Origin of the sequence: Methylobacterium durans (genome assembly GCF_003173715.1) — a bacterium.
GTDB classification, from domain to species: Bacteria; Pseudomonadota; Alphaproteobacteria; order Rhizobiales; family Beijerinckiaceae; genus Methylobacterium; species Methylobacterium durans.
On the sequence record NZ_CP029550.1, the window covers coordinates 2,054,765 to 2,079,859 of the forward strand.

Sequence of the window (25,095 nt, forward strand, 5' to 3'; positions counted from 1 at the left end):
CCTGCTGGCGAGCCAAGTTGGACGGGTGCGGCGGCGCGCAGGAGCGCGCTTGGCGCGAACGGCGCCTTGCTGTAGAACATTTCATTGCAAGCAGTCCTTTAGCCTCGCCCGAGCAGGCCTCGTGCGGGCTGTTTTTTATCAGGGTGACTTAGAAGAATGGCTTGTCGGCGGTTGCCGAGGGACTTGCGCTTGTACTGCGCGAGCCGTGCCCCCGAATCCGCAGGGCCTTAAACGGCTCTCGTCACCGCCGTGACGCGGATCCACATTGAGAACCACAACAGGCTCCGTTGCGAGCCCTACGTTGGCAAGCGGCGCCTGGGCGAACCAACTCGTCACACTGTGCTCGCTGGTGATTGCGTTTTTGAGCCCGTTCGGTGCGAGGCGGGCCAGCAGGTGCTTGCCAGGGCTTAGGCACTTCGATGAGCCGCAGATGCAAACCAGCATGCCGGGAGGGGCCGACCCGCATGCCCTGCAGCGGGAACACGCTCAGGCCGTAGCCAGTGAGGCGCAATGCTTCGGACAATCGCTTGCTGACAGTCATAGTGGATCTCTCAAGTCGAGCGTAGCCACTGGCAGCGACGGCTACTCCAAGCACGGCGCTGCGGCCGAAGGACTCCGTGAGCAGTGAATGCCCCTGGAGCAGAAATATTTTCAGGATGTCGATCGTGCAGACGAGGGCAGTTCCCGCAGCTCACTCAGTAACCACGAGCGAGCATCCGTCACTGCGGTGATCCGAGTTCGACATTAACCCATCTGCTTGGTCGCCTGCCTCTCCTCGAAGTGTTCGAGGTCAACAAGCTTCCAGAAGCGACGGCCGCTGATAACAAGAGGGCGAGGAAACTGCATTGCTTCGTCCTGAAGCCAGCGCCACAAGGCCATATCTGAACAGCTGCCGTAGCGCTCCCGAACTTGGCGTGCCGTAAGGTAAACGTCAGAACTCTTCATCGTTGAGTCTCCTGGGCACCATTAACCCGCCCGGTGCCGTAGATCCTTTCTCGCCCCCTTCTCACAACCGAAGCGCGGGCGGCTACTCTGCCGAACCTTTTTGCTTGTTCTCGGTCCGTCAGCGACTCTTGCAGTCAAGAACTAATCCGGTCTCCGGACTCGTAAAACCAGTAGTGCAAAATGCTGTCCCGAATAGGCAAATCCGGGTTTAGGTAGGGCAGATTAATCCCGGCATAGCTGCGCCGAGCTGGCCGCCATTCAGGTCGACCACGACGGGCAGCCCGGTGGACGGCGAGTGCAGAATATGAGCATTCTAACGATCAGATCAAGCGAATGTTTTGATACGTTACGATCTTTATATCAGCGCCAGAAATTAGATTTGAATTTTCGGGTATCTACTTGTTGGATATGACAGAAATTAGCTGTCGGATTCCTAGGAATTAGCAAATGCACACGATGCCCAAGTGCTCTGACGATAGACTGGCAGGCGCAAAAGGCGGGCTTGGAGTAAGGCCGCCGGAACAGTTCAGAGCGCGCGGGGGAGCGGCAGAGCGGGATAAGCCTAGAGGTTGTCATGCAGCGATGGCAGGTCATTACTGGCCTCTCCGAAGCGCCTGATGCGTGGGTGCTTTCGACTGCCCGTTCACCCATGAAGCCTTGCCGGGTTCGAGAGTCTGGCGGCCGAAGCTCCGCATTAGCGAGTAACGCTGTGATCGCTGTGGTGCGATCGCATCAGGTCGCCAGCCATCGTTTTCCTTAACGGAAGGTTAGTATGGCCAAGGCGGAACTATCGTGCACCATAGTGGCTGATTACGCAGGCGGTCGATTCATCTCGCTTCTGTGCAACGCATCATAGTTCCAGGGCGTTGGCCATCGCAGAAATGGTCTGCTCTGGAATGGGCCGAAGGGAACGCCTTTATGCTGTACCTGATGCGTGATGCCTGTGACCTGATGCTCACGCCAGCACGCATGGCAGCTGGTGTCGCCAAGACAGCCTGTCAGAACCCGTTCAGCCCATTCGCCTACACGCCCTCCAGCCGCGCCGTCGCTGCCTCCTGCGAGTTGTTCGAGCGGGGCACCCGCAGCTACGCCAAACCCACCTTCGACCTACCCGCGTCCGAGCGGGTGGTGTGGGAGCGCCCGTTCTGCCGCGTCATTGCCTTCGGTGCACCCTCGGCAAAGCCGAAGATGCTGATCGTGGCCCCCATGTCGGGCCACTACGCAACACTCCTGCGCGGCACGGTGGCGGCGTTCCTCGACACGCATCAGGTGTTCATCACCGATTGGGCCGACGCCAAGCAGGTGCCGCTGTCGGCCGGACGCTTCGACCTCGACGACTACATCGACTACTGCATCGCCATGTTCGAGGCGCTGGGGCCGGACCTGCACGTCATGGCAGTCTGCCAGCCGTCCGTGCCGGTTCTCGCCGCGATCGCCCGCATGGAAGCCGAGGATCACCCGCTGGTGCCGCAATCGGCCGTGCTGATCGGCGGCCCCATCGACACCCGCCATTCGCCGACCGTCGTGAACAAGCTGCCCCAAGAGCGCAGCATCGACTGGTTCCGGCAGCACTGCATCCACGCGGTGCCGTGGCCGCACGCGGGCCATGGGCGCAAGGTCTACCCCGGCTTCCTCCAGTTGGCCGGCTTCATCAGCATCAACCTCAACCGCCACCAGACGGCGCATTGGGACATGTTCAACCACCTCGTGCAGGGCGACGGTGACTCGGCCGCCAAGCACCGGGAGTTCTACGACGAGTATCTGGCGGTGATGGATCTCACCGGGGAGTTCTACCTCCAGACGATCGAGACGGTCTTCATCGAGCACGCCATGGCGCGTGGGTTGATGCGGCACCGGGACGAGCCTGTGGATCTCGGCGCGATCCGCCGCTGCGCCCTGATGGCGATCGAGGGGGAGAAGGACGACATCACCGGTATCGGCCAGACGCGCGCGGCTCTGGATCTCGCCACGAACCTGCCGGCCGAGAAGAAGACCTACCACCTCCAGATCGGGGCAGGGCATTACGGCATCTTCAACGGCTCGCGCTTCCGGGCCGAGATCGCGCCGAAGATCGCTGCGTTCATGCAACATAACGCGAGCGCGGTATCCACTGTGAGCGAGTCTGTGCTCGGCGACGTGGCTGCTCCGCGGTCGGGCGTAGCTCAGGCTGAACTGCCCGTAGCGGCGCTCATCGCGCGCGAAGCCCGGTCGCGGAGCAGTGCCTCACCTGAGGTGCAGCCGTAGATACGCCGACGAGGCGCAGCCGGTCACGGTGTGCACGCGGTCGGCGATGTCAGTGGATCGTGCCTGGAGATTCCGGCATCATCCTCAGGGCTGCTGCCTCGCCGGCCTTCTCCCGCGACATGAGCCGCTTGGCCCGCTCCTGTAGCTGGTCGAGCCGCTTGTTCAGCAGGAAACGCTGCCTCTTCCGCTTCGTCTCAAGCTGCCGGATGATGCGTGCCTTCTCGGCTTCCGACGCGGACCATGCCTCCAGGCGCTCGCAGTCAATCTGGAAGCCGAACTCCACATCAGCCTGCGCAGCCAAGGTTCTCTGAAGGCAGCCCGTCAGATCGTCGAGTTCAAGACCGTCGGGAAGATCCGCGGGCAGTGCCTCCGTCCAGCAGTCGCCGGAAGAATCCAAGGGGGGCGGTACGCGGCCCTGCGCGGTGAGCGGCAGGAGCACGTTGGAGCCAGCGACGATCGCGCCTGAGGCGTCGCGCAGCGGCGTCGGATGCGGCATGAACGGGATGAGCGTCCCGTCTGGCCGCTCCAACACAGCCTGCACCCCGCGCACGGCCCGCCCCTCCTTCAGCGCCACGGCCATGGGGCACTGGTCGAGCGGCAGGTGAGCGCCGTCAGTCGTGAAGATCCGCCAGGAGCCACACCAGCGCGTCTTGCCGAGTTCGGGTCGGTAACCCCAGAGATCGGCCGCCGCCTCGTTGTAGTAGGTCAGCCAGCCGTCCGCGTCGGTCGTGTAGGCAGGAAACGTGATCTGCTTGAACAACTCAGCCCGCGACGGCTCGTAGTCCCAGCCTGGGTCCGGCGCATCGAGTTCGTACGCGGCATCGTCTGGCACGATCGTCAACTCTCCACGACAGGGAGCCCAAAGGCTCACCAACCAACCGGCTGCCCCCTGCCGCGAGTAACTTGGGAGCCGGATCTGCCTATAAAATGGCAGCCTCGGCTCGTCGGGGTGCGGGACGCGCCACACTCCAGATCGTCCAACTCTGCGGAATTGGGCCTTGAAGCTTCCGGGGGCGGTTGCTCCACGACACCACCACCGGCTCACGCCAGCCCAGGCGCTCCTTCCGCGCCTTGTACGGACTCTCCTACCTCACACAGCCGCGCCGTAGCTACACTGATCCCGTGAAGTGGCGGAAACCCTTACCGCAATAAGTCAAATGCACGGAAATCCAGCCTCGTCATGCAGCCGTGGCCATGAGGGGCTGTAGGGCTCTGCCATCAGGCTTCAGGAGCGCCGAGATCGCCATCTGCTCCTCGCGGAAGAACTCGTGCATGGAGCTATAGAACCGGTGCATCGAGCGGCATGCCTCGTAGATCGAATCGTCCGCTTCGCCCTGTGAAAGCTTGAGGTAGTCGCTCGCCTTACGTTCGGCGATCTGAGCGCCAGCAATGCACTCAGCCAGAGCCTTCTGGATCTGCGGCGGAAGATTCTCGTTCACCTGGGTGGTTCCTGGCACGGGGCGCGTCTCCCTGTAAGGCGGCAACTAATCGGCTGCCTTTGAAGCGTTCGGTGAGACACCCTCATTGTGCGGGATGTCTGCTTGGCGCGAGATGATTTCAGCGCTGCGGCACGATGCAGGCCAACGTTTGTGACGAGGCCGCATGTGTTCACACTGTCTGTGTATCTGGTATACCAGAGATGGGTTCCTCTATAACCTTTGTTGCAGGCGCGTGACGATTCCTGCGCGCCAGCGTCAATGTACGAAGTCGTCCATGGCTGCAGGAAGATGTCCGGCGGCCTTTCGAGGGTCTCTCGATCCCGCGTGCCAGAAGCGGAGCGGTCATGAGGCTAGAGCAAAAGATGGCGCGCAATTATATATTCTGAAGCGCTTCTCTGTGTTTCAGCAACCATGTTCGAATTCAGTATGCAGCCGCAGGAACGGCGACGCTGCCGGTGAGTTGGACGGTCAAGCCTCAGCTTGGCCGTTTAAAGGTGCCCATGATCAGCCCAGACCAGAACCAGCGAGTGTGCCTGACCGCAGCCCTGCGCGCCCACCTCGGCAATCAGCTTCGGGCCTGCTATGGCACCCTCCTAACGGAGCAGCAGCCGCAGCGGCTTCTCGCCCTTATTGAGCAGCTTGAGACCGCGCTGAGCACTCAGAGCCTGTTTGAGGTCTTGTTTTCAGGCGGGATTGTTGAGGGCGTTGGCGGCCATGAGGCTGGCGACGCAGGCGAGGCGTCCCGTTGCAACGTCGAGGCGACCAGCGCGCTCACGGAGCAGGCCACCCCAGTGGCTGAGCCAGCCGAAGGTTCTCTCTACGACCCAGCGCCGCTCCAGCACGACGAAGCCCTTCTGGTCCGGCTGCTTCTCGACCACGCGGTGGCGCATGCCGTGGAGGTTGCACCATTCTTGGCAGCGCTCGGCCGTGAAGGCACCGTCGAGGAGAGCCAGACGCAGGCTGGGCCACGTCTGCTTGCCCGCATCCAGCGCCGGCAGCGTGTCGCGATCCTGCACGTTGGCGGGCACGACAGCCAGCGCCAGGACGTGCCCTTGGGCATCCACCAGAGCCACGCGTTTGCGCCCGACCAGCTTCTTGGCACCATCGTAGCCGCGCGGCCCGCGGACCCCGATGCACTTGACGCTTTGCGTGTCGATGACCGCCAGCCGTGGATCGGGCCGACGTCCGCAACGCCGCCGCTGACGGCGCGCCAGAGCCCGCATCAGGCTCTCGAACAGGCCCTTCTCGATCCAGCGCCGGAACCAGCCATAGACCGTGCGCCAGGGCGGAAAGCCGGCCGGCAATGCCCGCCAACCTCCGCCCGTCCGCAGGTGCCAAGCGATCCCGGCCAGCACTTGACGCGCCGCTGTCGCTTCTGGACGGCCCGGCGGATCGGCTCGTTTCAGAAAACAGGCCACCTCGTCCAAGCCAGCCTGCAACACCATGTCCTTCAGGCGCGACTCATGACGCGTCCGATGTCGGTCCGTCCACATCTGCTCTCCACTCCGCCCCGCCAGGCGGAATTCATGTTGGCTCATGAGACAGATGGGGACGGCCGGCGGAGGTGCTCAAACAGGCTCTCAGAAAGTTGCAGCGCTGGCATTTCGCGATGACCTCCTGGCTGCCCTTCCGGCTCTGCGGTCATACGCGATGTTGCTGGCCGGAAACGCGGCGCGAGCCGATGATCTCGTGCAGGAGGTGCTGCTCAAGGCTTGGTCGAACCAACATCGCTTCGTGCCCGGTTCGAACCTCAATGCGTGGCTGTTCTGTTGTTGCCCCCTAAAGACCGGACACGGTCTCCTGGGTTGATCGGGCGATGAACTCGCGCGGCGAGCGGTAGCCCAGCGCGCGATGAGGGTGAAGGTCGTTGTAGTGCGCCAGCCAAACGGGAAGCTGGCGCAGCACGCTTTCAGCATCCGGCAGGATCGAGACGCGCACGTAGTCGCGCTTCAAGGTCCGCACGAACGCCTCGGCCATGCCATTACTCTGAGGGCTCTCCAGCGGCGTCGTTTTCGGCACCAATCCGAGGTCGCGAGCGAAGCGGCGCGTGTCGCGGGCCAAGTAGCAGCTGCCGTTGTCGGTCAGCCACTCGATCAGGCTCGGCAGCTGGTTGACTGGCCCGAAGCGATGCTCGACGGCCGCCACCATCAGGTCGCGGACGTCCTCGCCCGTGATGCCCGCCGTGGTTGCCACGTAGCTCATCGCCTCCCGGTCACAGCAGTCGAGCGCGAAGGCGACCCGCACCCTCTCACCGTTCTCCGCCGCGATCTCTAGCCCGTCCGAGCACCAGCGCGTGTTGCGGACGGCCACCGCCACCTTGCCCTCATGACGGCGCGTCTCGGCTCCGCCCGCGTGTCGCTGAAGCAGGAGGTCGTGCGCCTTCATGACTCGGTAGACGCGCTTCACGTTCGGCGCAGGCCGGCCGTCCCGCTCGGCCTGCCGGCGCAAGAGGGCGTGGACGCGCCGATAGCCGTAGGTCGGCAGATCCGCGATGAGCGCCTGGATCGCGCCGAGCAGCTCGGCGTCGGGTGCAGGCGGACGACCGCGTCGCGCTATGGGCTTCCGGGCGGGGGCCGTCTGCCGGGAGGAGGCGAGGTGCGGGCGCGATAAGCCCAAAGCCGAAGCCACCGCGCTCACCGGCCGTCCCCCAGCCACGAGGTCATGCGCAGCGGCAACTTTTTGGGGGCGGCGACCCGCTCCATCGCCTCGCGCAAGATCTCGGTTTCCAGCGTCTTCTTGCCCAGGAGCCGCTGTAGCTCGCGGATCTGCTGCAGGGCAGCGCGAAGCTCGGAGGCTGGCACCACCTCCTCGCCGGCCCCGGCGGCCGTGAGGGCGCCGCGCGCCATCAGCCGACGCCACGTGAACAGCTGGTTGGCGTTCAGCCCGTGGCGGCGGGCGACGAGCGAGACAGACTGGCCGGGCAGATACGTCTCCTCGACGAGGCGCACCTTCTCCTGCGTGGTCCAGTGCCGCCGGCGCTGGACGGAGGTGATCACCTCGACGCGCTCGGCGCGGGGCGGATCGTTAAAACTCACCATAGGATCGGTCATAGGCACACACTTCCACAAGCGTGAGCCCGTGTCCGGTCATTTAGGGGGCTACTTCATGTTCACGATCTTGCGCAATCAGTTCTACACGGAGTGCCGTAAGCACAAGCGCGAGGTGGAGGATGCGGATGGCGCGGCAGCCGAGCGACTAACCGCCCTGGCTGATCAGGAGGACCGGATCGAGTTGCAGGATGTTTGGGGCAAGGTGGCGAAGTTGCCTGCACTCCAGCGCGAGGCCCTGCTCCTCGTAAGCATCCATGACATGACCTACGAGGCTGCCGCTGAGGTGATTGGCTGCCAAGTTGGAACCGTGAAAAGCCGTGTCAGCCGCGGACGCGCCTTGCTGTCCAACCCACTCGGCTTCGCGGATGGCCGTTTGAGCAGGGTGACTGCGTGATACGGGTTGCACCCGCCTCGATGCCACTCAGTTCCTGCGAGGGGTGACGGACCGCAACCGGAAGTTCGAAAGCAGCGTTACCCATCATCCATGTTCCGGTAATGTTCGCTCCTGTAGGACAGTATCCTACAGGGAGGGCTGGCGGCCATGCACACCACGATCGTTCGCGTTAGCTGGCTCTTCGCGTGCTTCTTCCTGGGCATGCCCGCGCTGCCCCACTGACAGACGAGAGCCTGCCGGGGTAGCGTCCACGGACGAGGTGTAATTTCCGGGACCGTTTCGGTGGGGATTGGGGTGGCCATCGGGCCGGCGGCTAAGGTGGAGTTTGCGGACTTCAACCTGAGCCGGGAGCACCCGATGACCGACGACAGAGTGGCACTGATCGAGGCGCTGCAGAAGGCTGACGACGGCAACTTCCTGCGCTCGTTGGCCGAGACGGTCCTGCAGATCCTGATGGAGGCCGACGTGGAGGGCCTGATCGGCGCGGGCCGCTACGAGCGCACAGGCGAACGCAGCACCTACCGCAACGGCTATCGCGAGCGCAGCCTCGACACACGGCTCGGCTCACTCAACCTCAAGATCCCCAAGCTGCGGACCGGCAGCTATTTCCCCGGCTTCCTGGAGCCGCGCCGCACGGTCGAGAAGGCGCTGGTCGCCGTGATCCAGGAGGCGTGGATCGCCGGCGTCTCGACCCGGCGCGTGGACGACTTGGTGCAGGCCATGGGTCTGTCGGGCATCTCCAAGTCCTCCGTGTCGAAGCTGTGCAAGGAGATCGACGAGCGCGTGAACGCCTTCCTGACGCGCCCTCTCTCGGGTGCGTGGCCCTATCTCTGGCTCGATGCCACCTACCTGAAGGTGCGCGAGGGCGGTCGCATCGTCTCTGTCGCTGCCATAGTCGCCGTCGCGGTGGACACCGAAGGCCGGCGCGAGATCGTCGGCCTGCACATCGGCCCCAGTGAGGCCGAGGTGTTCTGGACCGACTTCCTGCGGAGCTTGGTCAAGCGCGGGCTCTCGGGCGTGCAGCTCGTCATCTCGGATGCCCACGAGGGGCTCAAGGCGGCCATCCGCCGGGTGCTGAAGGCGACCTGGCAACGCTGCCGCGTTCACTGGACCCGGAACGCGCTGGCCTACGTGCCGCGGACCCAGCAGACCATGGTGGCTGCCGGCCTGCGCCACGCCTTCCAGCAGCCCGATCAGGACGCCGCCCGGGCCGCCCTTCAGCACCTGGGCGAGCAACTGCACAACCGCTGGCCGAAGCTGAAGGTCTTCATCGAGGCCACGTGCGAGGACGTGCTGGCCTACCTGACTTTCCCGCTCCAGCATCGGGCCAAGCTTCACAGCACGAACCCGCTGGAACGCCTCAACAAGGAGATCAAGCGGCGCGCCGATGTGGTCGGCATCTTCCCCAACACGGACTCGATCCAACGCCTGATCGGTGCGGTGCTTCTGGAGGCCAACGACGAGTGGCAGCTTCAGCACCGCTATATGCAGATCGAGGGCATGGCCGGGTTTGCTCCGGCGTTGATCGAGGAGAGCGTCACGACACTTCCACCACAGGCTGCCTGACCGATGGCGGCTCCAATTCCACCCCGAAAGTCCACCTCATTGACGGACGTAACCCCTGCCGGCCACCGTGTTGGGCCAACACGGCGGCACGGGACGACCTTGATCTCAGACCGTAGTAGGCTCTTTCTCTAGCACGCCGAGCCAGACCTTGAGCATCTGCGAGATGGAAGCTTGCTTGCTCGCTTCCGGTGCTGTGTCCGCTCGTGCAGCATTGAGCCGGTCAGCGGCAACATCAGGAGCAAGCGGGTCCGCCTGCCGCCCGATGGCCAGCGCCCCTTCGAGAACACGGATACCCTCATCCATCGACACATGCGGCATGTGCCGGCCATCCAAGTCGATGCGTGCCCGGATGTAGGCGGCTCGTTCCCGCTCGATCTCGGGTGTGTCCGCGCAGGCAAGCCGGGTGACGAACGGAATGAGGCGCTGCCGCTCGACGTCGCCAGCCTCATCGTTCAGATGCAGCGCCAATCGGCAGATCGGGCGCGAGAAGCACAGCGGCATGTCGGTGGGTGCGCGCACCGGTCGGTAAGGGAAGCCGCACGCCACGATGGCGGCCTCGTTGATGCAGGTGCCGCCCTCTGGTCCAGGGAAGGTGTGTGAACCGCGCTTCAGCGTCCAATTCAGGATGTGGTAGAAGTCCGTCATGGTGGCTGATCCTGTAGCCGCCCCCAGGATCAACGCTCGCGCTTTCGGCTAGTATCCCGCAGCATTCACGACTGTTTGATGTGAATGGACATGGTGCCGAACCAGGGCAGGATCTGCGTTCCCGCCTCCAGCCGCACACCGTCAGAGCCCCATTGCCGGCCGCAGGAACGATTTGTATCGTTGCTCTAACGGCGCATCGTACCGATGCTGACAAACTGCCCCGAAATCGAGACCGCCGCCGATTATGGCGCGACCGCTCGCTCCTTGGCCACATTCTCTCCACGTGACGCCGCTCAGTTGCACCCCGGGTTGGGCAACCCAAGGAGCGCGTAATGTATGCTCTTCACACTGCTTCAGGCGCAGCGGCTTGTTCGAGGACGACCGCAGCCGAGCGTCCAGTCGTTGATCTCGACCGCCAAGCTCTCGGATGTGTCGTCAAAGGCATCGCCTCTGGGCTGCGTGATATGCTTCCAGTGCCAGAAGGTGAGCCGCTACCGACGAAGTTCGACCCGCTGATCCGGCGGCTGCTGAACGGCCCGCTGAGTCGCCTCGCTGCTTGATGTACGCCGGGACTGCTTCAACGGAGCGCACAAACGTCGCTCGGCTACCGACCCGTGCAGTTGATGTCGAAGCCGACGAGGACGCCTCGTCGTCCAACTAATCGCTTCCGGGGTACCGAGGCTCACCACATGGCTTGTGCGGGTGTGAGCCCGCCTCCAGCGCTCGCACCCGTCCCTACGCGATGAAGGCCCGCAGCCGTGCGACATGCGTCCTGGCTTCGTGGTTCATCAGGTGTGCCTCCTCGGGGCTCTGCTCCTCCAGGCGGCGCACCTCTTCGAGCTTGGCAGCCCGCTGCTGCCGCTAATGGCTTAAGATCGAACTCACGCGTTTCCCCTACACATCGTTTTCAGCATCCGAACTGCTGACCCCTTTACCCATGCTGACCCGAGACTTCAGACCGGCTCCCTCCGAGTCGCAGTGGGTTGCCCATCCTGCTTTTGTGAAACACCCGTCCCGAGCAGCTGGCCGCGCGCTGCCGTAACGTCCAGTTGCTGAAGCTAGAGTCACTACTCGGCGACGTTCGTCGCAGCGTCCTGTGGACCATCTTCGTGCCGGTGCATCCAATCTGCGCCGTCCGGCGTTGAGCCGTCACGAAGATGGCCTTGCACCCCATCATCCGAACTTTCCGTTCGCTCGTGCCTCGGCGCGACCCTGCGGCCCCATAGGAACCTCCAAACCCCATGCCCGACGACAGTAGTCGATCGCCCCTGCCGCCACTGGCTGACCGCGTGATCCGCGCCTGATCGTTTGATCCGGCTCGCCCGCGACCAGCCCTGGCGGCTGGTCAGACAAGGTGAGCCATGACCCTCCCACACAACATTTCGCGCGCGGCAGCGCCTGCGCGACGCGACCACAGCGCCGCCGCCATTGTCATCATGATGCTGCTGGTTTTTGCGCCCGTGCTCGGCATGCACATCGCTGCCGTGGCCTTCGGCTCTGACGCTGCGTCGGTCACAACATCCTGGGCCGCCGATGGCATCGCAACGCTCTTGAGGCTGGGCCACGGCTCACCGGGCTGACTCGCCGGTATAGTGCCTCACCGCTTACGCGGCTTCACCCACCGTGGTGGTCGCCTGGGAGCGAACGAAGCAGCGGTCGAAGGCATCGGGATCGTAGATGCGTCCATGCATATCGCTGACCTGCACGTCCTGCGCCTGCACACTTTCCAAGCTCCTGGCCCGCTCCAGTGCGGTCCCGGGAGATCGGGTCTGATAGGCGATGAGACCGTCCTGCGTGCTCGCGCTAATGATGAATAGCAACAGCTTCCCTCCGTGGCTGATACGGCCGAGCTTAACGAACAGAAGCGTGGATGGCGAGGTTGAGGCCGGTAGGGTGAGCATGCGCACCGCATCTCTCTCCTTGGCACGCGGGCGGCTCCCATAGGGCGCTATCTTGTTTCGTGGCCGGTCCCCCCGACAGCAGCGCCGGTTCTCGTCAGAGCATCACCTGGACGAGACGCACGCGTTACCCGATGCGTGCCAGCCGGTCGGGCAGATCTCCCCGTCCCGTCGAGGAACGGCTGGTTTAGCGTTGGCGAGTGGCGCACAGTACGACCCGCTGGCGTGATACCCCGTCGGGCAGCTCTGCCCCTTCTCCCTACGAAAGGGCAAAGCTTCGGCGAAGACCGGCCCGGCAAGAACGATGCCGGTGAGTGCGATGACAATGCGGACCATGAGCAGCTTCCGAGAACCTGCAGGCTAATAGCTAATTGGAAGTTCTATACGGCTGAAGCGAATGCCTCACTGAGGCAACTCCATATTTTTATTACTCCTCACGTAAAGAGCTAATTTTACCACTGGCACACCCCCTCACCGCAAGTCGAGCGCCCGGGAGCCGGCCGTTGGCAAAAGGGGTGGGTGTCGAGAGACAAGACTGTTACAGCTCGACGGGTTTGCAGCACGACGGTCTCTGCGTCAGCCGACCAGCAGTGTTCGCGCAAGCTCATCAGGGCGCCAGTTGAGCTTGCGCAGCTCCTGAATGTCATGAATTAACGTAGGCGCACACGGCGCCTACCCAGCTTTAGACGTTGCACGCAGACTATTGCAGGCTGCTAGTGCAGAGTTTGCTTAGGGCAGAGATCGTCTTCGCTCTCACAGAGGCACGGGGCGGTCTGGCTCCGGAGGACTGCGTCTGTCACGCGCCACCAAAGCAGCGGGAACTCCTTTCCGTCGAGCGCCGCCTGGAAGTTCAGGAGGCTTTTCGTGACAGTTTCCGCCGCTTCGGGCACTAGGAAGGTATCTCCATCTTCGTCGATCAGCATATCAAGCATATCTCTTCCGGTAGCAAATTCCTTCACTGCGATCTTTGCGAGCATCTTTTCATGATTTCTGCCAGCATCCTCCGCGCGGAATTCAAAGTACATGATTGCATCGCTATAAACGTCGGCTACGGACTGCAGCAGGTTCTTATCTATGATCTGGATTTGCGTTTTAGTCGTCATTCGAGCAGTTGCCTCTTCTGAACAGCAGTCGGGGAGAGTTGGGTCGCAGATTAAAGTGGATGCGGACGCACCGATGCGAGGGGAGCGGTTAGATCTCCGCGGTGCGTCCGTGAGCTCCCACGGAATCTGCAGGCGGCGAGCGCAGATCCTGCCCGAGAGCGGTATGGGTGAGGCTGAGACCAGCCCGTCGGCCAGCAAGGTCGGCCTGAGTTCTTGAGAGTTGGTCCGTGTGACGAGAGGCACCGGCGGTCCTCTCGTCTGACGGCGATGAGCGATCTTTACCGTGGGATCCGCACGCCGATGCCGAGCTCGGTCCGGACAAGGACCGAATCGGGGTGTGGCGTGAGGGGGGCTCCGCGGGCGGTGTGCTGTTGCCGGCGCACGATGGCTGGGCCGGGGGTACGCTGCAGGTCGCACGTAGGATCACTGCGGGTGAGATGCAGCCGGGTTCCTCGGCGAGCAGAGCGAGGCGGAGCTCATGGAAATTGGTTCGGGTGATGTGTGGCACCGTGAGGGGCCCTCCGTTCGTCAGTTGCGACGGACGGCGTGTACGGCACGATCACCATGCCGGGGCCGAACTCGGTTCGGGCGAACCGAAATCGGTTAGGCAGTCATCAGCCAAGGCCAATCGACGTGCGATCCTCGCCCGCCTCGACCAGAGCCAGCGGCTTCGTTCGCCGTCATTTCAGCGCAGGGCTGCCGACCCACAGTTCTGTTCGCTGGTTCAGATTCTACGGTCCCGATCCGAGGCCGCCTTGAGGCGGTTATCTCGTCTGAACATGCGTCGCCGATCTCGCATCGTGAGATGCACGCCACAGGTAAGATCGCCGTGCTCGATCGCCGAACGCTCCTGATGGCTGCGGCGGCTACCGCGCTGACCGACCGGGTTTCGGCACAAGAGCCGCCGAACCGCGTGCAGCTTTGGCCGGGCGAGCCACCCGGTGGTGGCGGTCCCATCGGCCTCGTTCGCGTGAGCGCGCAGGGAGCGGTCACGAACGTCAGCAGCCCCTTCCTTGAGATCGCCACGCCGAGCCCGCCGAACGGCGCCGCCGTGCTCGTCGCAGGAGGCGGCGGCTACACCTACATCGACACCGCCAACGAGGCGCATCCCGCAGCAAAGTGGCTGACGGAGCAGGGGGTAACGGCGTTCGTCCTCATCTACCGCCTGCCGCGCGAGGGTTGGCACAACGGTCCTCTGGCGCCCCTGCAGGATGCGCAGCGGGCCATGCGGGTGATGCGGTCCCTGGCTGACACGTACCATCTCGATCCCAAGCGCATGGGTGCCTTGGGGTTCTCAGCCGGAGGGCATCTTGCCGGCATGACTGCCGTGCGGGCGGACTTCCACTCGTATCTTGCCAGCGACCGGATCGACGAGTTCTCGGCTCGCCCTGACTTCGCAGCCTTGATTTATCCGGTCGTCACTCTGGGGCCGCCGCTCGATCACACGTCGACCTGCCATGAACTCATCGGCGATCACCCGAGCCCTGCGGCGCGGGACGAGTGGTCGGTCCAGACACATGTGCACCGGGGGTGTCCGCCGATGTTCCTCGTGGACGCTGAGGACGATCCGATCTGCAAACCGGCCCATACGGGCATTCTGGAGGCGGCCTGTCTGAGCGCCGACGTGGCCGTCGAGCGCCACCAGTTCAAAATCGGCGGCCACGGCTTTGGGATGGGACGGCCCGACACACCCGAGATGATGTGGCCTGATATGTACCGCGCGTGGCTCTCATGGATCGGCATCCTCACCTGATTGAGGTGAGGGTGCAGCAAACGTCGTTAAAGGGTAGTCCTGCTCTGACGCTGTTGTGATCCCAGGCTCAATCCTGCAGCAGGAAGGAGCTCAGGCCAACCTAACCGACGCCATCGGGGCGGCACACGTGAAGCCGGCCCCCTAGTCTTCGGAGCAGGGCAGGGGACTTCCAGGCTATCACATACGTTCGCTGCCGGGCCCGTGGTCGTCTACAACGCTGTTCAGCTGGGCAGCCGCGCGATCGGGTGCTCACAAGCTTCGTGAGACCGCACCGAGCGCCAGCACAACGTAGGCGCCGATGCAGAACCACGTCCGGTACTTCACAACAGTCGGTCCGATCGTCGAGATCTTCAGGTAGAGGCTCGCAACCGCAAGCCCAATGAGGACGACGGACAGCAGGAACGTCATAAGACGAGGCGGCGAAAGGCTCAGCATGGGAGCAGTCTCGCCCCACGTGGTTGAGGAGTGGTGAAAGCAGAGCTAGAGGCGGGAGCTAGAGCCAGCCCAACGTAGCCTGTGCCGCTTCAACGGCACGCTTGGAGAGGCGTGACGACAGAATCCGTATGCCGCAAAAGCTTGACAGAGAGCGCGCTCATGCATGACGAGGCAGCATGAGAGAGTGCGCGACGCCACTGCGCACCTCGGACGGGCTGCTGTTCGGCGAGCGTCCCGATGGTACACTGGCCCACATCTCCGAGGTTCCCTCAGGGCTCGCTTGTCGCTGCCGCTGTCCAGGCTGCAGTGCACTTCTGGTGGCCCGCAAGGGCGAGCATCTCAGCCACCATTTCGGGCACCATCGCGCTGCAGACGAGCGTGCCTGCCAGACCGGACCCGAGACAGCCCTGCACCGGTTCGCCAAGGAGCTGCTCGCTCGCCAGCTCGCGCTGGTACTTCCACCTCTACAGCCGGATGGTGGTAGGCAGGCCGGCTACGCAGGTGGCTGCTTCCGCTTCGATACGGCACTCCTGGAGCAGCGGCTTGGCAGCATCATCCCGGACGTGATCGCGCGGCGGGGGGATCGCGACCTGCTGGTCGAATTTTGCGTCACGAATGCCTGCGACGCTGCCAAGATCGAGAAGATCGCGAGCTTAGGTCTGGCAGCGGTCGAGATCGACCTGTCTGGGCTAGAAATGGGCCGGTCGCGCCAGGAGCTTGAGCACGCCATCCTCACCGAAGCTCCCCGCAGATGGCTGCACAATCCGAAGTTCTATGCGGGCTCGGCAGAGCCAGCCACAAACCCATCCGGGTCAACGTTGCCCCGGTCCATCCATGCACTTCAGCGAGCCTACCTGGCAGCTTGTAGCGAAGTGGGCACCATTGGCAGCAGGAGCCTGGCTTACGACAGGGTTGCGGCTGATGGCCTGTCGCATGCGGTCGGCGTCGAAGTTCCCGGTCAGGGCTGCTTTCGCGTCGCACCGCATGACTGGCAGGCTGTTATTCTGGGGTACGTCCTTGACCGCGCCCTGACAGGCGGCTCGACGTTCATCACTACCAAGACAGCCCTGCAGCAGATCCGAGAGAGAGGCTGGCTGCGTGCCCGTTTCAGCCGGCTCTCGGCCGGCGAGGTGGAAGCGCTGCAAGCGGCTCTGCCGTCGTTTGCGCCTCCAGATGCGTCCATTGCAGCCTGGGCGATGATCCTGTCACGCCGTGGCATTCTTGTGCCCACCGGGATGCGTGAGCAGTGGCTCGTCCGGCGTGAGGCGCTGCAACAGGTTCGGGAGGCCCGTCACCGGGGCCTTGATCAAGCGGAACCTTAGCCGCTTCACCATCAGCCGACCCCACCTTAACCGACCGCTTACCCTCCTCGGCGAGGTTGCCCATCCAGATTGAGGAAGGAGCAACCATGACCGACACAACCGATACCATTGGGGTCGCCGGCGATCGCATCCGCTCGATCATCGAGCGCGTCGAGAAGGTCGAGGAAGAGATCAAGGACCTCATGGAGGCCAAGAAGGAGATCTTCCTGGAAGCGAAGAGCGAAGGTCTTGACGTGAAGATCCTCAAGGAGATCCTCAAGCTTCGGAAGCTCGACCAGGACGAGCGCGACGAGCACGAGACCCTGCTCGAGGTGTACCTCCGTGCCATGGACGCGCCCACGCCCGCACCCGTGGCGCAGGCGGCGTAAGCGTCAGCGTATGGGTAAGTGGCTCGCCCTTCGCGAAGGGCGAGCGACGTCCTCTCAGGCAGCCTTGCGACGACGCGGGGCGCTCTCAGCGCCCGCCATCGCGCCGGGGCGCCCGAGGCCGATCGCCTTGGCGAGTTCCGAGCGCTGGGCGGCATAGCTGGCCGCCACCATCGGATAGTCGTTGGGCAGGCCGTAGCGTTGGCGGTAGCTATGCGGATCGAGGCCATGCCCGGCCAGATGCCGCTTGAGCGTCTTGTACGGCCGACCATCGATGAACGAGATCAGCGCGTCCGGCGTGATCGACTTGCGGATCTGCGAAGACGTGGCCTTCTCGACCTCTTCGGCAGCGGCCTGAGACGTGCCGTTCGCGAGGCCGTTCAGCGCCGCGTGCACGCTGGTGAGAAGGGCCGGCAGTTCGGCGACCGGCAGAGGATTGTTGGACACGTAGGCCGAGACGATGTCGGCGGCGAGCTCAACGAAATCGGGGCCAAGCCCCTGAGTGTCTTCTATCACGTTGTAAGTCCATAGTTCGTGCGCCCTCGCGCGGCGTAGATCATCATTTGAGTAGCCAAATCAAGCACCGAATTTGCTTCGTGAACTGCCAAGGCGCGAACGGCTTTGCGGCCTATTTGCCTTTGAGGACGCGATCAGCCTTCGCATCGACCTTCTTCTTGTCGGCAGCAGAGAGGTTCCCTTCCTTTTCCTGCTGCGCGGCGCGCGCCTTGGCGTTGCGCGCATGCGCTTTGTCTTCGATCGGGTACTTGCGCCCCTCCGGCAGCGCGAACTTACTGTTCGGCAGATCCTCCCGCTTGTCGCTGGTGAGCTTCGACATGACGGCCTCCGACGTTGAGTTCTGGTCAACGCGTCGCTTGGCTGGACGTTCGGCAGAGAATGAGCGCGTCGCCCGTAACGAAGGCTGAGCTCCTCGCCGCTGGAACCGCCTTCGTCGCATGCCGTTCCTTCTCGCGCTCTGACCATAGTGCGCGCCGCGAGGTGAATTGATGGACGACGTTGCGCAAGAGATCGGGCCGGGATCCGCTCACTCGGACGCAGACCAGCAGCCCGATCTCGCCAGTACTGTCAGAAGCCAAGCGGCCAGCTACGTCACAAAGCGCAAGGAGGACGTGGCCAAGGCGGTCTCGGACGTGGCGGACGCCATCCGCAACAGTGGGGCAGGCTTCGAGGGCGCGCCGCACGTCAAAGCGTTCTTCGACAGCGCGGCCGAAGGCGTCGAGGGGCTGTCCGCGGACATCAACCGACGCACAGTCAGCGAACTCTACGACGAAGTCGAGGCGGCCGTCCGACGCCGTCCTGCGGTTGCCTTCGCGGCGGCGGCCCTGACCGGGTTTGCGCTCTTCCGCTTCTTCAAGGCATCCGAGATCAGGCCGATCCCACGCTCCCGGGCTGTCGTGCCGGCCGACGTCTTCCCGACACCCGACCTCTAGGATCGTCGATGACGGAAGCTCGGCTCAAATCTATTCCGGCCCTGGTCGGCGACGCGATCCGCGAGACGCAGGAGCTCGTCTCCAAGGAGATCACCCTCTTCCGCGCTGAGATGGGCGAGGGCGTTGAGAAATTCGGCCTGGGGCTCGCCCTCTTCATCGCGGCCGGTGTGTTCGCCCTGACAGGCGTCCTCGTGCTGATCCTTGCTCTGGTGAAGGGCTTGGCCGTTCTGCTGAGTTCGGATGCGCTGGCAGCCCTGATCGTCGGGGGCGCATTCGCGCTTATTGCGATCGGCATTGCCCTGTGGGGACGCAGCAAGGCCTCGATCTCAGGCCTGGAGGCGATCCGGACCGAGCGTCAGGTGCACGAGGACACCCGCATCATCACGGAGCGCATGGGCGAATGAGCAAGTTGGCCGACGAACTGGAGCACGAGGTCGAGACGACCCGCACGAAGCTCGATCAGACCCTCGGCAACCTTCAGTCGCGTCTCCATGCGTCTGGCCTGACCGGAAGCGTGGACGACCTGCGCGAAACGAGCATCAGGCTCACGGAAAGCGGTCAACGCCTGCTCGACAGCGTGCGCGCAAATCCTGTTCCTGCGCTCCTCGTCGGCGCCGGGCTCGGGTTTCTCGTCTACGATGCACTGACACGCGTCGCGGACCGCAGGCGCCTGTACTCGACGCCCGGGGTTGCCCACCCGCATGATCGCGATGGCGAGTTGCCAGAGAACCATCCGGACCGGCTGCATGAGCGACTCGACGACGCGCTGGAGGAGAGCTTCCCTGGCAGCGATCCTGTCTCGGTGAGGATCACGAAGTAGCGCGCCTGCCTATTACCCCTTGTTGAGCGAGACTCCTGGGGGTGGCGCTTCGGCCTACCGTGCAGCTCGATGAAGGTGCTGACGGGTGGTCCGACGCTGGCCTCAGGCGGCCGCGGCAGGCTCGCGCGGTGCCTCCCGGACGGCCTTGAGGCAGGCCTCGACACCGTCCCGCAGCGACGACACGTAGATGTCCGCCCCGAGTTCCCGACCGAGGGCCGCGTCGGTCAGGACGCGCTCCCCCACCGGCCAGAGGCCGACCAGGATCGGGATGCCGGGCCTGCGCTGGCGCAGACGCTCCAGGAGATATCGCAGATGCGCCGGGCTGCCGGTGATGTCGAGGTAGGAGATGCAGATCATCGCCACCCCGGACAGGTCGAGGTCGCGGATGCGCCCGCGGGACACCGCTTCGTGGGGGTGATGCGCGCGCCGAGCCCGTGCTTGCGCAGAAGCTGCGCCAGGATGGATGAGGCCGCCTCGTCGAGCGGGCCGCGGCCGGCGATGCACAGCACCGGAGCGTCGCCGCGCCAGATCTCGGGACGGTCCTCGACCGGCGGCGCTTGGCCCGGCACGGCCTCGTTCTTCGGGTGCACTTGCTCCGCCAGCGACGGAACCTCGGAATGGCTCCTCGCCCTGGCGTCGGCGGAGGGCTCCGCGTCCGGTCGGCTCTCGAAATCCTCGACGAGACCCTGGCAGGAGGTCTTGATGTTCTCGAGTTGCGCCGGCGTCACCACGCCCCGCGCATAGTCGTTGGCGGCAAGCTGCAGGCCCTTCAACGCGACCTCGTCGTAATAGGACGAGAGGGAGCGCTCCTTCAGCATCGTCTCGCCGAGGTCCCGCGCCTCGTCCGGATCGCCGGCCAGCATCCGCTGGTAGAAATTCTCGACGGGCGTCAGCGGCGGGCGGTCGCCGAGCAGCACGTCGAAGAATTCCAGGCTCTCGACATGGCGGCCGAGCACCACGAGGCAGACCGTGAAGGGCGTGGCCAGGATCAGGCCGATCGGCCCCCAGAGGAAGCCCCAGAACAGGGTCGAGACGATGACGGCGAAGGGCGACAGGCCGGTCGAGTGACCGTACAGCAGCGGCTCGATCACGTGGCCGAACAGCGGCTCGGCGACCAGGAACAGGCCGGCCGTCCAGAGGACCATCGACCAGCCCGGATCGACGGCGGCGGCCAGAGCGAGGGGGAAGAGGGCGGCGATGAAGGCGCCGATATAGGGCACGAAGCGCATGAGCGCCGAGAACACGCCCCAGAGGATCGGGCTCGGCACGCCGATGAACCAGAGCCCGAGCCCGATCAGGACGCCGAAGGCGGCGTTCATGCCGAGCTGCGCCAGGAAGTACGTTCCGAGCCTGCTCGCCGCATCGTCCATCGCCACCGTCGTGCGATGCAGGTCGCTCGATCCGAACAGGCGGATCAGGCGATTGCGCAGGTCCTCGCGCTGCATGAGCAGGAAGATCACCACCACGAGCACGATGCCGACCGTGGTCAGCGGCTCGACGATCGGCCCCAGAATGTTGTGGGCGAGCGTGAGGGGCGACGGATCCGGCTCCTGCACCCGCACGAGCTGCGCCTTCGGCGTCTCGCCGCCGGCCGGCGCTGCGGCGGTGGTGCCGGAGGCGGCCGCCTTCTGGGACGCGTCGTGGACCTGATGGTTGATCCGCTGCAGCAGCGCGTTGGCGCGCCCGAGGAAGCCCTCCTGGAGGCCGGCCGCCTTCTTCTGCACCGTGGCCTGATATTGCGGCAGGTTGCCGGCGAGGCTCGCGACCTGGGTTCCGATGACGGCCCCGATGCCGAGGATGACGCTGAGCGCGAGCAGCACCGCCACGATGACGGAGGGCACCCGGCCGAAGCGGATGCGGCGCAGGATGTTGACGACGGGCGCGAGGACGAAGCTCAGGAGGACGGCGAGCACGAGGGGGATGAAGACCTCGCGGCCGAAATAGAGGGCGGCGATGACCACGACGCCGACCGCGAGCGTCAGGAGACCGCGCAGGCCCGGGGTGATCGGGGGCGGCACCTGTGCGGGCTGGCGCGGAGCGGGCGTCGATGTGGCTGCCATCGTGGAATCCGGCTGAGACGGGTGCCGGCCATGCCGGGTCTCCCCTCAACGCGGAGGCCCGCATTTCGGTGACATCTCCGCCGCGCCACGGATCCCTCTGGATCCCTTGGCATCTGCGTTCGAACTGTCGCTTTCGAGAGGCCGCCTGGGTCGGTTGGATAACGGCAATGGGCGCGTAGCTGCCGGCCGGGTCTGGCCGAGAGAAGAAAGTCGGCTTTCGGGTAGATTGCCAAGGAAAGCGGACGCTTCTGCAAAGGGTATTGGTCCTTGTCGGCTCGTTGAGGCCCCCAGATGGGACGCCTCGACTGTCGTTCGGTGACGTCGTCGGCAACAGCGAACCTGCGCTCGCCGCGAACGTTACCCCTCGCGCCGCGAGAGGACACCCTGGATGCAGCAACGCTGGCCGAGCCGGATCTGGATCGTCCGTCATGGCGAGAGTGCCGGCAACGTTGCCAGGAATGTCGCACACGGCGCCGGGCATTCACGCATCGACATCGCCGAGCGTGACGTCGATGTGCCTCTCAGTCCGCGCGGCGAAGAGCAGGCCCTGGCACTCGGGCGCTGGTTCGCCGCGATGCCGTCCGGCGAGCGCCCGCAGGTCGTGCTGACATCGCCTTACCGGCGTGCACAGGGCACGGCCGCGCTGATCCGGGACGCCGGCGGGCTCGCCGACCGCGCGTCCGAGTTCGTCGTCGACGAGCGCCTGCGGGAGAAGGAACTCGGGATCCTCGACCGCCTCACGCACGCGGGTGTCGCGGAGCTGTATCCCGAGCAGGCTGCCATGCGCGCTCGGCTCGGCAAGTTCTATCACCGGCCGCCCTCCGGAGAGAGCTGGTGCGACGTCATCCTCCGGCTGCGTAGTGCGCTCGACACCATCTCGCTGCACCATGACGGACAACGAGTGCTGTTGGTCGCCCATCAGGTCGTGGTGCTCTGTTTGCGCTACTTGCTCGAGAACATGAGCGAGACGCAGATCCTCGCCATCGACACTCAGGCCGAGGTCGCGAACTGCTCCGTGACGGAATATGCCTCAGCACCGGAGGAGGGCCTCAACGGAGGGCTCAAGCTCGTCCGCTACAACTTCGTCGCACCAGTCGCACAGGGCGGGGCCCCTGTGACGGCCGAGCCGGACGCGAACGTGTTAGACCGATGACTGAGAACCACCTCACGCTGGAAAGCCTTCGGGCCTTGCCGCTCCCGATGCCGGAAGAGGGTAGCAAGGAGCAGCGCGGCACCGTCCTGGTGCTCGGTGGTTCCGTCGAGGTGCCCGGGGCCGCCCTTCTCGCCGGTGTCGCCGCACTTCGGGCCGGTGCAGGTCGCCTCCGGATCGCAACGGTCCGGAGTGCTGCGCTCGCAATGGCCCTCGCGGTGCCGGAGGGCAGGGTCATCGGGCTGGCTGAAACGGAGGATGGGGAGATCGATCCGGCTCAGGCCGAGGAGCGCGTATGTGCGCTCGCGGAGCGCAGCGAAGCGGTGCTGGTCGGGCCTGGTCTGAGCGCAGGCGAGGCCGCAGATGCACTCTGTTCCTCCGTCCTGCGGGGTGAGCCGTCGACCTCCTTCGTGCTCGATGCGGGAGCCCTCTGCGGGCTCGCTGCCCGCGCCGAGGCGGTTCGCTCATGCGGTGGCCGAGCGGTGATCACGCCCCATGCCGGCGAGATGGCACAGCTTCTCGGAATCGACCGGGATGCTGTCGAGGCCGATCCACTGGCGGCGGCGCTCAGAGCAGCGGACCTGCTGGGCTGCGTCGTGATCATGAAGGGCGCAAAGAGCTGGATCGTGAGCCCCGCCGGCGAACGGTGGTTCTACAACGGGGGCGGCGTCGGGCTGGCGACCTCTGGCTCTGGCGACGCCCTGTCGGGCATCCTCGCAGGTCTTCTCGCGCGCGGAGCCGAAGTGATGACGGCCGCGCTCTGGGGCGTTCTCCTGCACGGAGAAGCGGGGCGGCGGCTGGCCGAGCGCGTGGGGCCGGTCGGCTTCCTGGCGCGGGAGATCGCCGATGAGGTGCCCGCCATCCTCCACGAAGCAGGGCCGCACCGGTCGCCATGAGAGGGCGCCATGCAGCCTGGGGAAGCGGCCCGCGGTCGCGCGGCAAGCTCCTGAGTAGACGGGGGAAGCAGTTGTGCGGGTAGGTACGCGTCAGGTGTGAGCGCTAGGAACATCGCTGAAACCGGGCGGTTCTCCCCACCCTGGACGAGGAGCGCAAACATGACGAGTTCACAGCCCACCAAACCCGGAGATGAAGCCCAGCCCGGAACGCCCGGAACGGGCGAGAACCTGTGCCCACGCTGCGCGGGCTCTGGTCAGTTCGAGGCGAAGACTTGCCCGGAGTGCAACGGCACCGGAAAGGTTATCACCGGCATTGGCGGGGGGTGATCGCCGCCCCAAGCGGGCTGACGTTGTGGTCGCGAGGCCCGCAGGAGCCTGACCCGCCACCCACGTCCCGGCTGCTCAGTGTGACCCGCTCGGCCGCTGGTCAAGCTGTGCTTGTGGGGCGCTGTGATGCCCGAACGAGGCTCGGCACGACGTTTGGCTTGTAGATGAATTCTGCGCCATTCGCAGTGGATCGGCCCTGTGGTCCGAGCCCCCGAACGTCAGCAAGAGAGCGAGCTCAGGCCGAAGGCTTCGCGTTCTGTGCGCCGGTTGTTTGGTCCCCTCCATCGATCTCGCCGGGAACGCGCATCGGTGACGAGCGCCGAGGCCTCCGAGGCTTGAGGCACGTGCAGTGTTCGATCCTTGATGTCGGCGTCGTAACCGAGCACCCAGCCTGTCTCAGCAGACCCGGCATTGCCGACTGGAAGTCCGGCTCTTCTTCAACCAGGACCACCACCGCGCTTCACGCAGGCCGTCAGACAGGGGAGCGTTGAGGACCGCGCTCAGTTCTCCCTGCGCCTATCAGAGCAGCAAGATCTCCTGAGCACGGACGACAATGCTGTCCTGTTTGAAGCGGTTTTCCAGGGTGCGCCGGTACCGGTCCCACCACGAAGAATCGAGCTCTCGCGTCATGACCTCGAACACCACGATGTCGTCGCGTGCCGTCTTGCCGTTCTCTTCCCAGAGGCCCTCCGCCGGCCCGCGGGTGAAAGCCGTCATGCCTCCGAACCGTTCGGTGAGTTCCGACCGCACGCGTGCGTACTCGGAGCTGGAGAAGGGCTGGCCCTCGTTGTCGGAGAGGGGCAGGAGGATCTGGATCACGTGCTGGGGCATTGTGCGGCTTGATGAATGGGGCGACCGTCGGAATGCATCGCTACCGTTTCCTCAGTGAGCAAAGACTTGGCTGCCTGGGACTTGGCTGCCTGGCCGCTCGGGGCGCACCTGCAGGGCAGCGGCGACAGCCTTCGCGATCTTCCGCCCGCCCTCGACGGACGGCTCGATGGGGTTGGCGAAATCCGCGTCCTCGCCGCAGAGCACGCGCAGGTCGATCAGCGGGCGGCCGCGCGCGAAGGCCTCGCGCGTGATGATGTCGTTGAGCAGCGAGAGGGCCGCTCCGGCCAGACGTCGCCGCTGTGGGTCGGGATAGCGCGGATCGTAGATCGTGCAGATGGCCGCCGGCCGTCCCGTCGCCTGCACCGTACTTAGCATTACAGTTGCAGGGTGAGGCTCCTATCTGA

The 25,095-nt window shown here is 64.7% G+C and carries 25 protein-coding genes and 3 pseudogenes; 13 read left to right on the forward strand and 15 right to left on the reverse strand.

Features of this window, described 5'->3' with window-relative positions:
• Positions 1-138 precede the first annotated feature (138 nt).
• Entirely contained in the window at positions 139-444 is a 306-nt protein-coding gene (locus DK389_RS35575) for a bifunctional DNA primase/polymerase (protein WP_109889062.1), read from the reverse strand.
• Between the two features lie 300 nt (positions 445-744).
• Complete coding sequence (locus DK389_RS09350) at positions 745-945, reverse strand: transcriptional regulator (protein ID WP_109889064.1); 201 nt, start codon at positions 943-945, stop codon at positions 745-747.
• Between the two features lie 918 nt (positions 946-1,863).
• Between DK389_RS09350 and DK389_RS09355 the strand changes: the two genes are divergently transcribed.
• Positions 1,864-3,189 (forward strand): polyhydroxyalkanoate depolymerase, encoded by a 1,326-nt coding sequence (locus tag DK389_RS09355; protein ID WP_109889066.1) that lies wholly within the window; start codon positions 1,864-1,866, stop codon positions 3,187-3,189.
• A gap of 49 nt (positions 3,190-3,238) precedes the next feature.
• Here the strand turns inward: DK389_RS09355 and DK389_RS09360 are convergent, their stop codons facing one another.
• The 3 genes from DK389_RS09360 to DK389_RS09370 form a co-directional block, all read right to left on the reverse strand.
• The gene (locus DK389_RS09360; protein ID WP_236960765.1) at positions 3,239-4,021 is read right to left on the reverse strand and encodes a PAS domain-containing protein; all 783 of its coding nucleotides are present in this window, start codon (positions 4,019-4,021) and stop codon (positions 3,239-3,241) included.
• A gap of 346 nt (positions 4,022-4,367) precedes the next feature.
• Entirely contained in the window at positions 4,368-4,628 is a 261-nt protein-coding gene (locus DK389_RS09365; RefSeq protein WP_109889068.1) for a hypothetical protein, read from the reverse strand.
• Positions 4,629-5,311: 683 nt separating this feature from the next.
• A complete protein-coding gene (locus DK389_RS09370) occupies positions 5,312-6,121 on the reverse strand; it encodes an IS5 family transposase (protein ID WP_109895009.1) in 810 nt (269 codons plus the stop codon).
• Positions 6,122-6,173: 52 nt separating this feature from the next.
• Between DK389_RS09370 and DK389_RS09375 the strand changes: the two are divergent.
• A pseudogene (locus DK389_RS09375) lies at positions 6,174-6,395 on the forward strand (sigma factor); the annotation flags it as partial.
• Between the two features lie 12 nt (positions 6,396-6,407).
• Here the strand turns inward: DK389_RS09375 and DK389_RS09380 are convergent.
• A protein-coding gene (locus tag DK389_RS09380; RefSeq protein WP_418291960.1) for an IS3 family transposase occupies positions 6,408-7,666 on the reverse strand; the annotation gives its coding sequence in 2 pieces (ribosomal slippage) (positions 6,408-7,324 and positions 7,324-7,666; 1,260 coding nt in all).
• A 64-nt stretch (positions 7,667-7,730) separates the two neighbouring features.
• Here DK389_RS09380 and DK389_RS09385 point away from each other — a divergent pair.
• Together DK389_RS09385 and DK389_RS09390 are read left to right on the forward strand one after the other, a co-directional pair.
• Positions 7,731-8,072 (forward strand): annotated as a pseudogene (locus DK389_RS09385) (sigma factor-like helix-turn-helix DNA-binding protein); the annotation flags it as partial.
• Between the two features lie 357 nt (positions 8,073-8,429).
• Positions 8,430-9,638 (forward strand): IS256 family transposase, encoded by a 1,209-nt coding sequence (locus tag DK389_RS09390; RefSeq protein WP_109896011.1) that lies wholly within the window; start codon positions 8,430-8,432, stop codon positions 9,636-9,638.
• Between the two features lie 105 nt (positions 9,639-9,743).
• Here DK389_RS09390 and DK389_RS09395 read toward each other — a convergent pair whose 3' ends face one another.
• Positions 9,744-10,283, reverse strand: a complete 540-nt coding sequence (locus DK389_RS09395) for a hypothetical protein (protein ID WP_109889075.1) — start codon at positions 10,281-10,283, stop codon at positions 9,744-9,746.
• A 1,361-nt stretch (positions 10,284-11,644) separates the two neighbouring features.
• On the opposite strand from DK389_RS09395, the gene DK389_RS09400 reads away from it, so the two are divergent.
• The gene (locus tag DK389_RS09400) at positions 11,645-11,863 is read left to right on the forward strand and encodes a hypothetical protein (RefSeq protein WP_109889077.1); all 219 of its coding nucleotides are present in this window, start codon (positions 11,645-11,647) and stop codon (positions 11,861-11,863) included.
• Positions 11,864-11,887: 24 nt separating this feature from the next.
• Here DK389_RS09400 and DK389_RS09405 read toward each other — a convergent pair whose 3' ends face one another.
• Positions 11,888-12,190, reverse strand: coding sequence for a hypothetical protein (locus tag DK389_RS09405; RefSeq protein ID WP_162560586.1), 303 nt, complete (start codon positions 12,188-12,190; stop codon positions 11,888-11,890).
• Positions 12,191-12,894: 704 nt separating this feature from the next.
• The gene (locus DK389_RS09410) at positions 12,895-13,284 is read right to left on the reverse strand and encodes a hypothetical protein (protein WP_109889081.1); all 390 of its coding nucleotides are present in this window, start codon (positions 13,282-13,284) and stop codon (positions 12,895-12,897) included.
• 805 nt (positions 13,285-14,089) lie between these two features.
• Here DK389_RS09410 and DK389_RS09415 point away from each other — a divergent pair.
• A complete protein-coding gene (locus DK389_RS09415) occupies positions 14,090-15,037 on the forward strand; it encodes an alpha/beta hydrolase (protein ID WP_236960767.1) in 948 nt (315 codons plus the stop codon).
• A gap of 249 nt (positions 15,038-15,286) precedes the next feature.
• Here DK389_RS09415 and DK389_RS09420 read toward each other — a convergent pair whose 3' ends face one another.
• On the reverse strand, positions 15,287-15,472 hold the full coding sequence (locus DK389_RS09420; RefSeq protein WP_109889083.1) for a hypothetical protein: 186 nt from the start codon (positions 15,470-15,472) through the stop codon (positions 15,287-15,289).
• A 176-nt stretch (positions 15,473-15,648) separates the two neighbouring features.
• Between DK389_RS09420 and DK389_RS09425 the strand changes: the two genes are divergently transcribed.
• Both DK389_RS09425 and DK389_RS09430 read left to right on the forward strand, forming a co-directional pair.
• Positions 15,649-16,794 carry a competence protein CoiA family protein gene (locus tag DK389_RS09425; RefSeq protein WP_109889085.1) on the forward strand — a complete coding sequence of 382 codons (1,146 nt, stop codon included), beginning with the start codon at positions 15,649-15,651 and terminating at the stop codon, positions 16,792-16,794.
• Positions 16,795-16,880: 86 nt separating this feature from the next.
• Positions 16,881-17,162: a DUF2312 domain-containing protein gene (locus DK389_RS09430; protein ID WP_109889086.1), complete on the forward strand. Its 282-nt coding sequence runs from the start codon at positions 16,881-16,883 to the stop codon at positions 17,160-17,162.
• A 54-nt stretch (positions 17,163-17,216) separates the two neighbouring features.
• Here the strand turns inward: DK389_RS09430 and DK389_RS09435 are convergent, their stop codons facing one another.
• Positions 17,217-17,675: a Ros/MucR family transcriptional regulator gene (locus DK389_RS09435; protein WP_109889088.1), complete on the reverse strand. Its 459-nt coding sequence runs from the start codon at positions 17,673-17,675 to the stop codon at positions 17,217-17,219.
• A gap of 112 nt (positions 17,676-17,787) precedes the next feature.
• Positions 17,788-17,994 (reverse strand): DUF6582 domain-containing protein, encoded by a 207-nt coding sequence (locus DK389_RS09440; RefSeq protein ID WP_109889090.1) that lies wholly within the window; start codon positions 17,992-17,994, stop codon positions 17,788-17,790.
• 169 nt (positions 17,995-18,163) lie between these two features.
• Between DK389_RS09440 and DK389_RS09445 the strand changes: the two genes are divergently transcribed.
• The 3 genes from DK389_RS09445 to DK389_RS09455 are packed head-to-tail and all read left to right on the forward strand — an operon-like array spanning position 18,164 to position 19,427.
• Positions 18,164-18,607: a hypothetical protein gene (locus tag DK389_RS09445; RefSeq protein WP_236960279.1), complete on the forward strand. Its 444-nt coding sequence runs from the start codon at positions 18,164-18,166 to the stop codon at positions 18,605-18,607.
• 8 nt (positions 18,608-18,615) lie between these two features.
• On the forward strand, positions 18,616-19,011 hold the full coding sequence (locus DK389_RS09450) for a phage holin family protein (RefSeq protein ID WP_109889093.1): 396 nt from the start codon (positions 18,616-18,618) through the stop codon (positions 19,009-19,011).
• A gap of 5 nt (positions 19,012-19,016) precedes the next feature.
• Positions 19,017-19,427, forward strand: coding sequence for a hypothetical protein (locus tag DK389_RS09455; RefSeq protein WP_162560400.1), 411 nt, complete (start codon positions 19,017-19,019; stop codon positions 19,425-19,427).
• Positions 19,428-19,529: 102 nt separating this feature from the next.
• On the opposite strand, the pseudogene DK389_RS09460 reads toward DK389_RS09455, so the two are convergent.
• A pseudogene (locus DK389_RS09460) lies at positions 19,530-21,487 on the reverse strand (AI-2E family transporter).
• A gap of 388 nt (positions 21,488-21,875) precedes the next feature.
• Here DK389_RS09460 and DK389_RS09465 point away from each other — a divergent pair.
• Both DK389_RS09465 and DK389_RS09470 read left to right on the forward strand, forming a co-directional pair.
• Positions 21,876-22,640: a histidine phosphatase family protein gene (locus DK389_RS09465; protein WP_109889097.1), complete on the forward strand. Its 765-nt coding sequence runs from the start codon at positions 21,876-21,878 to the stop codon at positions 22,638-22,640.
• Complete coding sequence (locus tag DK389_RS09470) at positions 22,637-23,533, forward strand: NAD(P)H-hydrate dehydratase (protein WP_109889098.1); 897 nt, start codon at positions 22,637-22,639, stop codon at positions 23,531-23,533. Before DK389_RS09465 ends, DK389_RS09470 begins: the two co-directional genes overlap by 4 nt.
• 846 nt (positions 23,534-24,379) lie before the next feature.
• Here DK389_RS09470 and DK389_RS09475 read toward each other — a convergent pair.
• Together DK389_RS09475 and DK389_RS09480 are read right to left on the reverse strand one after the other, a co-directional pair.
• Entirely contained in the window at positions 24,380-24,679 is a 300-nt protein-coding gene (locus DK389_RS09475) for a hypothetical protein (protein ID WP_418292019.1), read from the reverse strand.
• Positions 24,680-24,742: 63 nt separating this feature from the next.
• Complete coding sequence (locus tag DK389_RS09480; RefSeq protein ID WP_236960769.1) at positions 24,743-25,066, reverse strand: hypothetical protein; 324 nt, start codon at positions 25,064-25,066, stop codon at positions 24,743-24,745.
• Between the last annotated feature and the right edge of the window lie 29 nt (positions 25,067-25,095).